This window comes from Enterobacter chuandaensis (assembly GCF_039718975.1).
Taxonomy (GTDB): Bacteria; Pseudomonadota; Gammaproteobacteria; order Enterobacterales; family Enterobacteriaceae; genus Enterobacter; species Enterobacter chuandaensis.
The window spans coordinates 3,371,949-3,385,420 of record NZ_CP097173.1; the positions used below are offsets into that span (position 1 = coordinate 3,371,949).

10 protein-coding genes are annotated in these 13,472 nt (G+C 53.8%); 6 read left to right on the forward strand and 4 right to left on the reverse strand.

Translation table 11 applies throughout. The features are described 5' to 3' along the window. Positions 1–10 precede the first annotated feature (10 nt). Both MX657_RS16265 and MX657_RS16270 read left to right on the forward strand, forming a co-directional pair. The gene (locus MX657_RS16265) at positions 11–1,717 is read left to right on the forward strand and encodes a sensor histidine kinase (protein WP_119915410.1); all 1,707 of its coding nucleotides are present in this window, start codon (positions 11–13) and stop codon (positions 1,715–1,717) included. A gap of 1 nt (position 1,718) precedes the next feature. Further along, entirely contained in the window at positions 1,719–2,450 is a 732-nt protein-coding gene (locus MX657_RS16270) for a LytR/AlgR family response regulator transcription factor (RefSeq protein WP_119915409.1), read from the forward strand. Between the two features lie 38 nt (positions 2,451–2,488). Here the strand turns inward: MX657_RS16270 and glk are convergent, their stop codons facing one another. Beyond that, positions 2,489–3,454: a glucokinase gene (gene glk, locus MX657_RS16275; RefSeq protein WP_119915408.1), complete on the reverse strand. Its 966-nt coding sequence runs from the start codon at positions 3,452–3,454 to the stop codon at positions 2,489–2,491. 205 nt (positions 3,455–3,659) lie between these two features. On the opposite strand from glk, the gene MX657_RS16280 reads away from it, so the two are divergent. Next, entirely contained in the window at positions 3,660–4,895 is a 1,236-nt protein-coding gene (locus tag MX657_RS16280) for an ion channel protein (protein ID WP_119915407.1), read from the forward strand. Here MX657_RS16280 and ipdC read toward each other — a convergent pair whose 3' ends face one another. Beyond that, complete coding sequence (gene ipdC / locus MX657_RS16285; RefSeq protein WP_346806172.1) at positions 4,896–6,554, reverse strand: indolepyruvate decarboxylase; 1,659 nt, start codon at positions 6,552–6,554, stop codon at positions 4,896–4,898. A gap of 185 nt (positions 6,555–6,739) precedes the next feature. On the opposite strand from ipdC, the gene mgrA reads away from it, so the two are divergent. Together mgrA and MX657_RS16295 are read left to right on the forward strand one after the other, a co-directional pair. Further along, positions 6,740–7,738: an L-glyceraldehyde 3-phosphate reductase gene (mgrA, locus tag MX657_RS16290; protein ID WP_252001944.1), complete on the forward strand. Its 999-nt coding sequence runs from the start codon at positions 6,740–6,742 to the stop codon at positions 7,736–7,738. Between the two features lie 127 nt (positions 7,739–7,865). After that, the gene (locus tag MX657_RS16295) at positions 7,866–8,222 is read left to right on the forward strand and encodes a DUF2502 domain-containing protein (protein WP_059354071.1); all 357 of its coding nucleotides are present in this window, start codon (positions 7,866–7,868) and stop codon (positions 8,220–8,222) included. 32 nt (positions 8,223–8,254) lie between these two features. Here the strand turns inward: MX657_RS16295 and MX657_RS16300 are convergent, their stop codons facing one another. Continuing rightward, positions 8,255–9,493 carry an Nramp family divalent metal transporter gene (locus MX657_RS16300; RefSeq protein ID WP_346808567.1) on the reverse strand — a complete coding sequence of 413 codons (1,239 nt, stop codon included), beginning with the start codon at positions 9,491–9,493 and terminating at the stop codon, positions 8,255–8,257. A gap of 346 nt (positions 9,494–9,839) precedes the next feature. On the opposite strand from MX657_RS16300, the gene MX657_RS16305 reads away from it, so the two are divergent. After that, positions 9,840–11,027, forward strand: coding sequence for a NupC/NupG family nucleoside CNT transporter (locus MX657_RS16305; RefSeq protein WP_008501591.1), 1,188 nt, complete (start codon positions 9,840–9,842; stop codon positions 11,025–11,027). Between the two features lie 43 nt (positions 11,028–11,070). Here MX657_RS16305 and MX657_RS16310 read toward each other — a convergent pair whose 3' ends face one another. Further along, entirely contained in the window at positions 11,071–13,260 is a 2,190-nt protein-coding gene (locus MX657_RS16310) for a sensor domain-containing phosphodiesterase (protein WP_346806173.1), read from the reverse strand. Between the last annotated feature and the right edge of the window lie 212 nt (positions 13,261–13,472).

Here is a 13,472-nt window from a genome sequence, read left to right on the forward strand (position 1 = left end):
AGGTCTGCTCGTGCACGAAATATTCACTATGCTGCTGGCGGTATTTGACCGTGCGGCATTAATGCTGATTTGCCTGTTCTTCCTCATTCGCATTCGCCTGTTTCGCGAACTGTTGCACAAATCCGCACACTCGCCGAAAGAGCTGCTGGCAGTAACCGCCATCTTTTCGCTGTTCGCCCTGTTCAGTACCTGGTCCGGGGTGCCGGTAGAGGGTTCGCTGGTTAACGTACGTATTATCGCCGTCATGTCCGGCGGGATTTTGTTTGGCCCGTGGGTGGGTATCATCACCGGCGTAATTGCCGGAACGCACCGCTACCTGATTGATATCGGTGGCGTTACGGCGGTGCCGTGCTTTATCACCAGCATTATTGCCGGGGTGCTTTCCGGCTGGATCAGCCGCAAGATCCCGAAAAAGCAGCGCTGGCGCGCCGGGATCGTCGCAGGCATGGTGTGCGAAACGCTGACCATGATCTTGGTCGTCGTCTGGGCCCCCACCACCGCGCTGGGGCTGGATATCGTCTCGAAAATTGGTATTCCGATGATCCTCGGCAGCGTCTGCATCGGTTTTATCGTGCTGCTGGTACAGAGCGTTGAAGGGGAAAAAGAGGCCAGCGCCGCCCGTCAGGCCAAGCTGGCGCTGGATATCGCCAACAAAACGCTGCCGCTTTTCCGCCACGTTAACGCGGAGTCGCTGCGTCAGGTCTGCGAGATCATTCGCCACGACATCCACGCTGACGCCGTTGCCATCACCAATATCGACCACGTTCTGGCCTACGTTGGCGTCGGGGAGCATAACTATCGCGATAATGATGACACCATTAGCCCAACCACCCGACAGGCGATTAACTACGGTAAAATCATTATTAAAAACAACGATGAAGCCCACCGGACGCCGGAAATACACTCGATGCTGGTGATCCCGCTATGGGAAAAAGGCGTGGTGACGGGCACGCTGAAAATTTATTACTGTCACGCGCATCAGATCACCTCTACGCTACAGGAGATGGCCATTGGCCTGTCGCAGATTATCTCCACCCAGCTTGAGGTCTCCCGTGCCGAGCAGCTGCGCGAGATGGCAAATAAGGCAGAGCTGCGCGCGCTGCAGAGCAAAATCAATCCCCATTTCCTGTTTAACGCGCTGAATGCCATCTCTTCCTCCATTCGTCTTAATCCGGACACCGCGCGCCAGCTGATTTTTAACCTGTCGCGCTATCTGCGCTACAACATTGAGCTGAAAGATGACGAGCAGATCGACATCAAAAAAGAGCTGTATCAGATCAAAGACTACATCGCGATCGAGCAGGCGCGCTTTGGCGACAAGCTCACGGTGATTTACGATATTGATGAAGAGGTCAACTGCGTGATACCGAGCCTGCTGATCCAGCCGCTGGTCGAAAACGCGATTGTTCATGGTATTCAGCCCTGCAAAGGCAAAGGGGTGGTCACCATCAGCATCACCGAAAGCGGCAACCGGGTGCGAATTGCCGTGCGCGATACCGGCCACGGGATTAATCCAAAAGTTATTGAACGGGTGGAATCTAACGAGATGCCGGGAAATAAAATCGGGCTGCTGAACGTGCACCATCGGGTCAAGCTTCTCTATGGCGACGGGCTGCATATTCACCGTCTTGAACCAGGCACTGAAATCGCTTTTTACGTCCCGAATGAACGCTCCCCTGTTCATACGACGACATCACTGTTACCTCAGGGTGAGTAATATGAAAGTCATCATCGTAGAAGATGAATTCCTGGCTCAACAGGAGCTCAGCTGGCTTATCAAAACCTACAGCCAGATGGAGATTGTGGGTACCTTTGATGATGGTCTGGATGTACTGAAGTTTTTGCAGCATAACCGGGTCGACGCGATTTTCCTGGATATCAATATTCCCTCCCTGGACGGCGTATTACTGGCGCAAAACATCAATCAGTTTGCCCATAAGCCGTTTATTGTGTTCGTTACCGCCTGGAAAGAGCACGCCGTTGAGGCCTTCGAGCTGGAGGCATTTGACTATATTCTGAAGCCTTACCAGGAGTCGCGAATTGTCAGCATGCTGCAAAAGCTGGAGGCCGCATGGCAGCAGCAGAGCGCTCCCGCTAGCGCCACTCCAACGGTACGCGAAAACGACACCATTAATCTCGTCAAAGACGAGCGCATCATCGTGACGCCGGTCAATGATATTTACTATGCCGAAGCCCATGAAAAGATGACGTTTGTCTATACGCGGCGGGAATCGTACGTGATGGCGATGAACATCACCGAGTTTTGCAGCAAGCTGCCGGCGGCACACTTTTTCCGCTGCCACCGTTCGTTTTGCGTCAATTTAAACAAGATCCGCGAGATCGAACCCTGGTTTAACAACACCTACATTTTGCGTCTGAAGGATCTGGATTTTCAGGTACCGGTAAGCCGCAGCAAGGTGAAAGAGTTCCGCCAGCTGATGCACCTGTAAAGAAAGCACCCTCTCCCGCGGGAGAGGGTTGTGATGCGTCAGAGGATTTGACCGAGAACCTGACGCAGATGGGCACCCGAACCCAGCAGGCCAGGGTTATCGTGCACGATGAGATAAACAGGAATATCCTGCACGTAGCTTCTGAAACGCCCTTTATCTTCAAACCCGCCGCGGAAGCCCGAGGCTTTAAAGAACTCGAGGAAGCGCGGTACGATCCCGCCCGCAATATAGACTCCACCAAAGGTGCCCAGCGTTAGCGCCAGGTTGCCGCCGAAACGCCCCATGATCACACAGAACAGCGACAAAGCACGACGGCAGTCGATGCAGCTGTCCGCCAGCGCGCGTTCAGTGACGTCTTTCGGCTGCAGGTTTTCCGGCAGACGACCGTCCGATTTCACAATCGCGCGGTACAGGTTCACAAGCCCCGGCCCTGACAGGACGCGCTCAGCGGAAACGTGGCCGATCTCCGCGCGTAACTCTTCGAGGATAATGCCCTCCTCTTCACTGTTTGGCGCAAAATCCACGTGGCCGCCTTCACCCGGCAGGCTCACCCAGCGCTGAGCAACATGCACCAGGTGCGAAACGCCCAGACCGGTACCGGCACCGTAGACCGCAATCGGCTTGCCTTCGACCGGCTCCGCGCCGCCAAACTGAATCAGGTGCTCCGGCTTGAGCATCGGGATCGCCATGGACACCGCGGTGAAGTCATTGATAATTTCCAGATGCGCGAACCCGAGGTTCTTTTTCATCTCTGCGATGGAGAATGCCCAGGTATGGTTGGTCATTGCTACCCAGTCGCCGGTGATCGGGCAGGCAATGGCGATGCAGCCGTCTTCGACGCTCACCTGATGCTCGTCCAGATAGACGCGGACAACGGCCTCGAGGCTAGGATAATCCAGCCCGGAGTAGGTTTTCGCCCGGGAAATTTCACCGCTACTTACATCGCATAATGCGAGGCGCGCGTTCGTGCCGCCCACATCGCCTACCAAAGCATACTTTGTCATTCTTCTACTGCTCCGCTAAAGTCAGAATAAATCTTTGGGACACTGTAAATTCAAGGCGTGATAACAACAACGACCGGAAGGTGAATGCCCGTGGATTATCGATCTTCGTCACAGAATAACTTTACCGTTTCAGCACCTTTTGCACTATTGCCATAAAGCTTAATGTGCAAAGTAACGTCATTGCGTTTTGTACAAGGAAATCATCATGCTCCACCCGCGAGCCAGAACCATGCTGTTGCTGGCAATTCCGGCGCTACTCATTGGCGTGGCCTCAAGCCTGGTCCTTATTATCGTGATGAAAGTCGCGTCGGTGCTGCAAAGTCTGTTATGGACGGCGCTACCGGCAAAACTGGGGGTAACCGCGGATTCGTCTGCGTGGATCATCCTGATGCTGACGTTAACCGGTATTGCGGTGGGCCTGGTGATCCGTTTCAGTCCCGGCCACGCCGGACCGGACCCGGCGCTGGAACCCCTGATTGGCGCCCCGGTTCCCCCCTCAGCGCTGCCGGGGCTGATCGTCGCGCTGATCGTGGGCCTGGCGGGTGGCGTCAGTCTGGGCCCCGAGCATCCAATTATGGCGGTGAATATTGGTCTGGCGGTTTACCTTGGCTCACGCATTCTGCCTCGCGTCGGCGCGCTGGACTGGACCATCCTCGCCTCCGCTGGCACCATCGGGGCGCTTTTCGGCACGCCCGTTGCTGCTGCCCTGATCTTTTCTCAGACGCTGACCAGTGATAACGACGTTCCGCTCTGGGATAAGCTGTTTGCTCCGCTGATGGCAGCGGCTGCCGGCGCGCTGACGACAAGCCTGTTTTTCCATCCCCATTTCTCCCTCTCCCTGCCGCACTACGGAGAGATGCAGATTGCAGATATATTCAGCGGCGCCATCGTCGTCGCGATCGCTATCGCACTGGGAATGGTGGCGGTATGGTGTCTTCCGCGCCTGCACCGACTGGTGCATAAACTCAAACATCCGGTATTGATTCTGGGAACGGGGGGATTAATCCTCGGTGTTTTAGGGACGATTGGCGGAACGGTGACCATGTTCAAAGGTCTGGACGAGATGCAGCAGCTGGCCTTCAGCCAGGTGTTTAGCGTCTCTGACTATCTGCTGTTTGCCGTCATCAAACTGGCGGCGCTGGTCGTCGCTGCCGCGTGCGGTTTCCGCGGCGGGCGCATCTTCCCGGCGGTGTTTGTCGGCGTGGCGCTGGGGCTGATGCTGCACGAGCACGTCGACGCGGTGCCGGCGGCGATTACCGTTTCCTGCTCAATTCTGGGGCTGGTACTGGTGGTGACGCGGGATGCATGGCTGAGCCTGTTTATGGCGGCGGTGGTAGTGCCGGATTCGACGCTGTTCCCGCTGCTCTGCATCGTGATGTTGCCCGCCTGGCTCCTGCTGGCGGGCAAACCGATGATGATGGCCTGGCGAAACGATAAGTAATCAGACGCTATTGCGCGCTTCCAGCGCTTTGGTAATGGCTCCCAGCAGCGGTGGGATATCGGCTTTTGGCAGCATCACCTCAATCAGCGAGAGCCGCTCGTGGTGCGCTACTTTTTCAAGCACGTCCGCCAGCTGCTCCGCTTCACTGACCCGCCAGCACTGGGCCTGAGGATCAAGGCTCAGGGCCTGCGGGATTTGCGTCCAGTTCCATAGCGCAATGTCGTTGTAGCGCTGTTCCGGCCCGTGGATCGCCCTTTCCACCGTGTATCCTTCGTTGTTGAGCACCAGAATGATGGGATGTTGTTTATCACGCAACATTGACCCGAGCTCCTGAATGGTCAGCTGTGCCGCGCCATCCCCCGTCAGCACAATCACGCGCCGGTTCGGGCATGCCGTTTGCGCCCCGAACGCCGCGGCCAGGGTGTAGCCGATCGAGCCCCACAGCGGCTGGACGATAAAATTCACGTCGGCAGGCAAACGCAGATCAATCGCACCGAAGGCCGAGGTGCCCTGATCGGCCAGGATGATGTCTCCCGGGCGAATAAACGTTTGCAGCGTCTGCCAGAAATTCTCCTGCGTAAGCGAGCCGTCCGGCTGCGGGAAATTCATCGCGCTTTGCGATGCCGGAACAGGCTTAACATGCACATGCTGTTTACACAGCTCCAGCAGCGTTTCAATGGCCTGCACCATCGGGATGCCGGTAAACCAGATATCGCCGACGCGGGCGGCATGAGGCTGGACTTCTATCGTCTGCGCCAGCGTTAACTGATGGGTAAACCCGGCCGTCAGGGTATCGGTAAAACGGGTGCCGATACACAGCACCGTGTCCGCCCCCTCTATCGCCTCTTTTACCGGGCCGGCACTGGCCGAACCGCTGTAGGTACCGTAAAAACCAGCGTTACGTTCGTCGAATATGCCTTTGCCCATCAGCATGGTGGCATGCGCCATCGGCACGTCCTTCACCCACTTCTGTAGCGCATGCTTCAGCCCGTGGCGCAGGACAAGAAAATCCGCTAACAGCGCGGTACGCTTACTGGCTACCAGTTGACGCTCCGCAGCGTCCCTGAACGCTTTCAGGCAGGCGCTGTCAGCATGCGCATGCCGAAGTGTGAGAGCGTTTACAGGCTGTGTGGCCGCTTTTTTTGCCACATCGGCAGGCAACATCAGGTAGCCAGGACGGCGCTCCCGGAGCATGGTGGTCAGTACCCTGTCGATTTCATAACAGGCGTTTTGTTCGGTCAGGATCGCCTGCGCGACGGTAATCGGCTCGCTCATATGGTAGAAATGACGGAACTCCCCATCGCCCAGCGTATGGTGCAGCAGTTCCCCTCTTTGCTGTGACGCCATCCCCGGCGCGCCAACAATATGCAGCACCGGAACGTGCTCAGCATAGCTGCCCGCAATGCCGTTCATGGCACTTAACTCTCCGACGCCGAATGTTGTCAGCAGCGCGGCGAAGCCCTTGCATCGGGCGTATCCGTCAGCGGCATAAGAGGCGTTTAACTCGTTGGCACAGCCCACCCAGCAGATATCCGGGCTGTCTATCACGTGGTCGAGAAACTGCAGGTTATAGTCGCCCGGCACGCCAAACAGATGATCGGCTCCACAATCTGTAAGACGGTCCAGCAGGTAATCGGCGACGCAGTATGGGGTACGCATAAACAGGTATCCTTCTAATGTTGACCTCACCTTGAGTATTAAATAAGCGTGATGACTGTCCAGAATTGGCGACAAGAAGAGTATGGAAAGAATGCTTTACAAAAAATGCTGGGCTATGCTGCTTTTTTTCACGTTAATGTAAACGCATACACTGTTTTTTATCTTCAGTACGAGGGGTCCTACGAATGGGTTATCAGCCGGACAAAAATCGTTATCAGACAATGCAGTATCGCCGCTGCGGGCGAAGCGGACTCAGGTTGCCCGCGGTCTCGCTGGGACTGTGGCATAATTTTGGTGACGCCACGCTTATCGAAAACAGCCGTCAACTTTTACAGCGCGCGTTCGATCTGGGTATTACACATTTCGACCTTGCCAATAACTATGGTCCCCCGCCGGGGTCGGCCGAACGTAATTTCGGCCGTATTTTGCAGGAGGATTTTCTGCCCTGGCGCGACGAGCTGATCGTCTCCACGAAGGCGGGATATACCATGTGGGATGGCCCTTACGGCGACTGGGGCTCACGTAAATACCTGCTGGCGAGCCTCGATCAAAGCCTGAAACGCACGGGTCTGGAGTATGTCGATATCTTCTATCACCACCGTCCTGACCCGGAGACGCCGCTGCAGGAAACCATGAAAGCGCTTGACCATCTGGTGCGTCAGGGAAAAGCCCTGTATGTCGGTTTATCCAACTATCCTGCCGAGCTGGCGCGAAAAGCGATTGATATCCTGAACGATCTGGGCACGCCCTGCCTGATCCACCAGCCGAAATACTCGATGTTCGAACGTGCGCCGGAAGAGGGTTTGCTGGATGTTCTGCAGGAAAAAGGGGTCGGCTGCATACCCTTCTCGCCGCTGGCAGGCGGGCAATTGACCAACCGCTATCTGAACGGTATTCCCGCAGACTCTCGCGCAGCAAGCGGCAGTCAGTTCCTTAACCCGGATCAGATCACCGAGGAGAAACTGGAGAAGGTACGTAAGCTAAACGCCCTGGCGGAAAGTCGTGGTCAGAAGCTGTCGCAGATGGCGCTCGCCTGGGTGTTACGCCATGAGGAAGTCACGTCGGTGCTGATCGGGGCCAGCAAAACGGCTCAGATTGATGATGCCGTGGGTATGCTGGAAAACCGCCAGTTTACCGCGGAAGAACTTTCTCTAATCGATCAGATCCTGAGCAGTTCAAAATAAATCCACTTTTAGCAAAAAGTGCTCTCATTCAGGAATTCGGAGTTGAGGCGATGAAACGAGCCTTTACCAACTCGTAATATTGCGTTAACAGGCTCCACAAAGGCCCCGATCGTGAAGGAGATAGAGTATGTTCAGGTCACTGATTCTTGCAGCGGTATTACTGGCTTCGGCCCCGCTCGTCGCCACTGCGGGCGAAATCACCCTGTTGCCATCAGTAAAATTACAAATTGGCGATCGTGACGACTACGGCAGATACTGGGACGGTGGCTATTGGCGCGACCGTGACTACTGGAACCGTCATTATGAATGGCGTGGTGACCGCTGGCGCAGGCACGATAACGGCCTGCATCGTGGCTGGTATAAAAACAACGCCTATGAACGCGGCTATCGCGAAGGCTGGAACGATCGTGACGACCGCCGCGGCGGCTGGGGTCACGGCGGAAAAGGACGAGGTGGTCACGGCCACGGCCACGGTCATCATTAATGCAAAAAGGAGCCACCCGGCTCCTTTTTCTTTTATAACCCGAGCGCTGTGCCAATCAACAACCACAGGTTTAGCGCTACGACCACCACCACGATGGCCCACCCGGCCCGTTTTACCCGCGTCGTGTTAACCAGATCGCCCATCAGGTTTTTGTTGCTGGTAAAAATCAGCAGCGGTACCAGCGCCAGCGCGATGCCAAAGCTTAGCAGCACCTGGCTCATCACCAGAATTCGTGTTGGATCGAGCCCCATCAGAATCACGATAAACGACGGAAGCATGGTGACAGAACGACGCACCCACAATGGAATATGGAAGCGAACAAATCCCTGCATCACCACCTGCCCTGCCAGCGTCCCCACCACCGTGGAGGAGAGACCGGCGGCTACCAGGCTCAGCCCAAATATCGTGGCGGCAGCATGGCTCAATAACGGCTCCAGCGTGAGGTAAGCCTGGTCGAGATCGGCGACGCCAGTATGACCGTTAAAGTGGAAAGCTGCAGCTGCGGTGGCCATCATCGCCAGATTCACGAAACCCGCAATGGTCATGGCGATAGCCACATCCCATTTGGTTGCCGAGTAGCGTTCTTTACGCGTACCGCCGTGAAGGTGCTGGGTCAGCGAAGAGTGGAGATAAATAACATGCGGCATGATGGTCGCCCCAAGCACACCGGCGGCGAGAAATACCGCTTCTGACGTTGGCAGGCTGGGAATGACCATCCCTTTCCCAAGCTGCGCCAGGTTCGGCTGCGAGAAAACGAGCTCGACAATATAGGCCGCAGCAACAAACAGCAGCAGGCCGCCAATGACCTTCTCCAGCGGTTTTTGCCCCCTACGCTGTAACATCAGGATCAGGAATGTGGCAATCCCCGTCAGGACCGCCCCCTGTAACAGCGACACGCCCAGAATCAGCTTAAAACCGATCGCCGCCCCGATAAATTCAGCGAGATCGGTTGCCATGGCGATGATTTCCGCCTGAACCCAGTAGAGCCACACCGCCGGACGCGGATAGTGGTCACGAATTTGCTCCGCCAGGTTTTTACCCGTGGCAATCCCCAGTTTTGCAGAAAGCATCTGAATCAGCATCGCCATCAGGTTTGCCCAGACGACCACCCACAGCAGCTTATAGCCGAAGCTGGCCCCGGCCTGAATATTGGTCGCAAAATTACCCGGATCGATATAGCCGATGGCAGCAATGAACGCAGGTCCCATTAACGCGAACCGCAACTTGCGCGCTGCTCTGCCACTGCTACCCTCTACGCGACTGTTTGTCATCATCTGCCTCTGGAAATATAGCCTTTGCTATGTTTAATGCTATCAAAATGAGAATGATTATCAAGATCATTCGGGAAGTTTAAAATGATTTCTCTGATAGCTAAGAACAATAGATGGGCAGGTGGCGCGACATCACAGAATGTGAAAATGCACGGTCATTTGTGAAGCGTAGCACACAAACTTAACTTTTCACTCATTTACCTAACATAACAAAAATGTATTGTGGATCACTAATTTTGAGACTCGTCACAGGATGTAACTATAGTGTGCCCTTGATCTCGTTTTCTTTTCGCTTGTTACATAGAATGTGCACGAAAATTAAACCTGCCTCATATTTGGAGCAAATATGGACCGCGTCCTTCATTTTGTCCTGGCACTTGTTGTCGTTACTGCACTTGCATTGCTGGTCAGCACAGACCGCAAAAAAATTCGTATTCGTTATGTTGTCCAACTGCTGGTCATTGAAGTTTTACTTGCGTGGTTCTTCCTGAACTCCAACGTAGGCCTCGGCTTCGTGAAAGGCTTCTCCGAAATGTTCGAAAAACTGCTCGGATTCGCCAACGAAGGGACCAACTTTGTCTTCGGTAAAATGAACGACGAAGGTCTGGCATTCTTCTTCCTGAAGGTGCTGTGCCCAATCGTCTTCATCTCCGCGCTGATTGGTATTCTGCAACACATCCGCGTTCTGCCGTTCGTCATTCGTGGCATTGGTTTTCTGTTATCCAAAGTAAACGGCATGGGCAAGCTGGAATCTTTCAACGCCGTAAGCTCCCTGATCCTCGGTCAGTCTGAGAACTTCATCGCGTATAAAGATATTCTCGGCAAAATGTCCCGTAACCGCATGTACACCATGGCGGCAACCGCAATGTCTACCGTATCCATGTCTATCGTGGGCGCGTATATGACCATGCTGGAGCCAAAATATGTCGTTGCTGCGCTGGTTCTGAACATGTTCAGCACCTTTATCGTTCTGTCGCTGATCAACCCGTACCGCGTTGACGCCAGCGAAGAGAATATTCAGATGTCAAACCTGCATGAAGGCCAGAGCTTCTTCGAAATGCTGGGCGAGTACATTCTGGCAGGTTTCAAAGTGGCGATTATTGTTGCCGCGATGCTGATCGGCTTTATCGCCCTGATCTCCGCACTGAACGCCCTGTTCGCCGCTGTGCTGGGCATCTCCTTCCAGGGCATCCTGGGCTACATCTTCTACCCTGTCGCATGGGTGATGGGTGTTCCGGCTCATGAAGCACTGCAGGTAGGCAGTATCATGGCGACCAAACTGGTTTCTAACGAATTCGTTGCGATGATGGATCTGCAGAAAATCGCCAGCACGCTCTCTCCACGTGCGGAAGGCATTCTGTCCGTATTCCTGGTCTCCTTCGCGAACTTCTCGTCCATCGGTATTATCGCCGGTGCGATTAAAGGCCTGAACGAAGAACAGGGTAACGTGGTTTCTCGCTTTGGCCTGAAACTGGTTTACGGCTCCACCCTGGTGAGCGTCCTGTCTGCTTCTATCGCTGCGCTGGTTCTGTAACGTTTACCGTAAAAAAAAACCGGGAGTCTTACTCCCGGTTTTTTTATGCCCGTAATTCTTCCAGCGGTTTGGGTTTGCCTATCAGGTATCCCTGCAGGTAGTCCACGCCGAAGCGTAGCAGCATCTCCCGCTGCGCTGGCGTCTCAACATATTCTGCCACCACACACAGTGATTTCGTCTTCGCCAGATTACATATCGACTGGACGATCATTGCGTCCATATCATCAGTACAAATATCTTTCACGAAACAGCCGTCAATTTTAATGATGTCTGCCTGCAGGCGTCTCAGACGCTCATAGTTGGCGTAGCCGGTTCCAAAATCATCGATGGCAATACGGAAACCGTAATCCCGCAGTTGCTGAATATTGTGGATGCTGCAGCCGGAATTGGAAAAGGCCTGCTCTTCGGTGATCTCAATCACCACAGCCTGAGGCGCAACGCCGTACCGTTCAAAGAGAGAGCAAATCTCGGTCGCCACCTCTTTTTGCATCAGCGTAAGCGGCATCAGATTGACAGAGAAACGGGCGCCAGCCTGCGTCGCTGGGTGATCGCGCAGCCACAACAGCAATTTTTCCATGATGCACATATCAAACCGATGGCTGAGGTTGAACTGGGCAATCAGCGGAATAAAGCGGTCAGGGGTGATGATCTCGCCCTCGCTCTCCATACGCGCCAGAATTTCGTAGTACCCGCTACCGTCAGCTTTCTGGATCGGCTGCGTGTATAAATGGAACTGATCCGCCTCCAGGGCGTGCTTAATCCGCGCCAGCATCAGGACACGCTCCGTTGTTTGTCCTGATGCAGCTTCCAGGCTATTCGTCAGCGCAAGAACGTTGTGCGCTCCGCAGGATTGCTCGGCCAGCCAGCTCAGTTGCCCCAGCGTGTGGTGCAGTCTCTCACCGTTTTCGACCATTCCCCAGGACGCGCCAAATTCGATATCCAGCCCGGTATTATTCCAGAAAATCTTACGGCTGTTCAGCCGATCAACCATATGCTGGAGGCGCTCAGCCGTTCCCTGCCCAAGTAATACCAGCACCAGCTCGCTTCCCGGCAGCTGGAAAAGCGTCTCATCTTTCTGCAACAGCGGCTGGAGGGAGGTCGTGATCATCCGTTTGCAGTGCACCCGCATGAGAATGCCGTAATGGCGGCTCAAAAACTCCAGATTATCCATGCGAAGGCAACACACTTTGGCATCCGGATGGTCGAGGAGAAAATCTTCCAGCGCACGAATGTTGGGTAATCCGGTCAAAGGATCGGTGAGCGCCCTGTCCTGCCAGCCCTGCTTCAACCATTCGCTACGCTGATAGATCCGCGACATATAAAGCAGGCAGATAGCAAAAGAGATCAGCACCGACAGGATAAAGGAGAGCGAATGGCCCGACTCCACACCGTTAAGAAAGTTGTAGTTGTAGGTCAACAGCAGAAGCGCGGAGGTGGCCCACAGCAGAGAGATAAGCGCGTAGCTCAGACGGCTAATCGCTAATGTAAAGAGAATGAAAGTAACCGGCATCAAATAGCCTGCAATAACAGGCGACTCAAAAGGCGCACATAAAATTGCAATAATGGCGATTAACAGCATCAGCCAGACGAATATATATAATGATTTCTTGTGTAAAAACACGGGCTTCACACTTCGCCGCCAGAATTTGACGGCATAACGAGGATTAATAATCATTCTTAACGGATAATAGAACATCATGGTAAAAATCATCGCCGCGCATATCAGACTTTGAATGTCAACGACGTTATAAATTACTGTTCCTTCGCCAAAGAAAGTGGAGATTGTGACCGGGAAATCAAAGAAATAGCCAGCCAGATACATCGACATTTTAATGCCTATCGGCACCATAAAGCCGAGCCAAAATATGCGTAAACCGATGTATTTGTTGGGCATGCAGTAGCGCCAGCGTCGGCCCAGAAGGAGGCGCAGGACGCCGCAGGCAGCGAATACGGAGAACGTCTGACAGAACAGTAATACTGAATATTGTAGCGGTGCTAAATTAACGTTAAATATATTAGCAACCATAAAACTTATAAGAATAGGCAGAATACCGCGGCGCCCCAATAACAGCATAACCGCCAGCATAACGCTTAACGGGAGCCACGCTAAATAAACGTCATGCTCATTAACAATTGCACGAGGGGAGAGATAACGGGAAACGGGAACCGCAATCAGGCAGATCGCCAGAGCAATTATAAATATCTTTACATTATTATACGTTTTTCTATTCATTAAGCTGGAGAGATTATTATCCGTTCATATCATTGACCGCATGGATAATAGGTTTATTAATTACACGAATCAAGTTGAAGTCTATTTATAGACTGATTTATTGATTTCGGTTGAGGTGAGATATGGGAAAACACCATTTTGGCAACAAAATATGTTTAGGGGTGTTACAAACACATAAAAAAACCCTCGTCTTTTGACGAGGGTTTAAAATT

Coding starts and splice junctions, on each gene's coding strand:
- MX657_RS16270 (WP_119915409.1), top strand. CDS start 1,719: ATGAAAGTCATCATCGTAGAAGATGAATTCCTGGCTCAACAGGAGCTC.
- glk (WP_119915408.1), bottom strand. CDS start 3,454: ATGACAAAGTATGCTTTGGTAGGCGATGTGGGCGGCACGAACGCGCGC.
- MX657_RS16280 (WP_119915407.1), top strand. CDS start 3,660: ATGCTCCACCCGCGAGCCAGAACCATGCTGTTGCTGGCAATTCCGGCG.
- ipdC (WP_346806172.1), bottom strand. CDS start 6,554: ATGCGTACCCCATACTGCGTCGCCGATTACCTGCTGGACCGTCTTACA.
- mgrA (WP_252001944.1), top strand. CDS start 6,740: ATGGGTTATCAGCCGGACAAAAATCGTTATCAGACAATGCAGTATCGC.
- MX657_RS16295 (WP_059354071.1), top strand. CDS start 7,866: ATGTTCAGGTCACTGATTCTTGCAGCGGTATTACTGGCTTCGGCCCCG.
- MX657_RS16300 (WP_346808567.1), bottom strand. CDS start 9,493: ATGACAAACAGTCGCGTAGAGGGTAGCAGTGGCAGAGCAGCGCGCAAG.
- MX657_RS16305 (WP_008501591.1), top strand. CDS start 9,840: ATGGACCGCGTCCTTCATTTTGTCCTGGCACTTGTTGTCGTTACTGCA.
- MX657_RS16310 (WP_346806173.1), bottom strand. CDS start 13,260: ATGAATAGAAAAACGTATAATAATGTAAAGATATTTATAATTGCTCTG.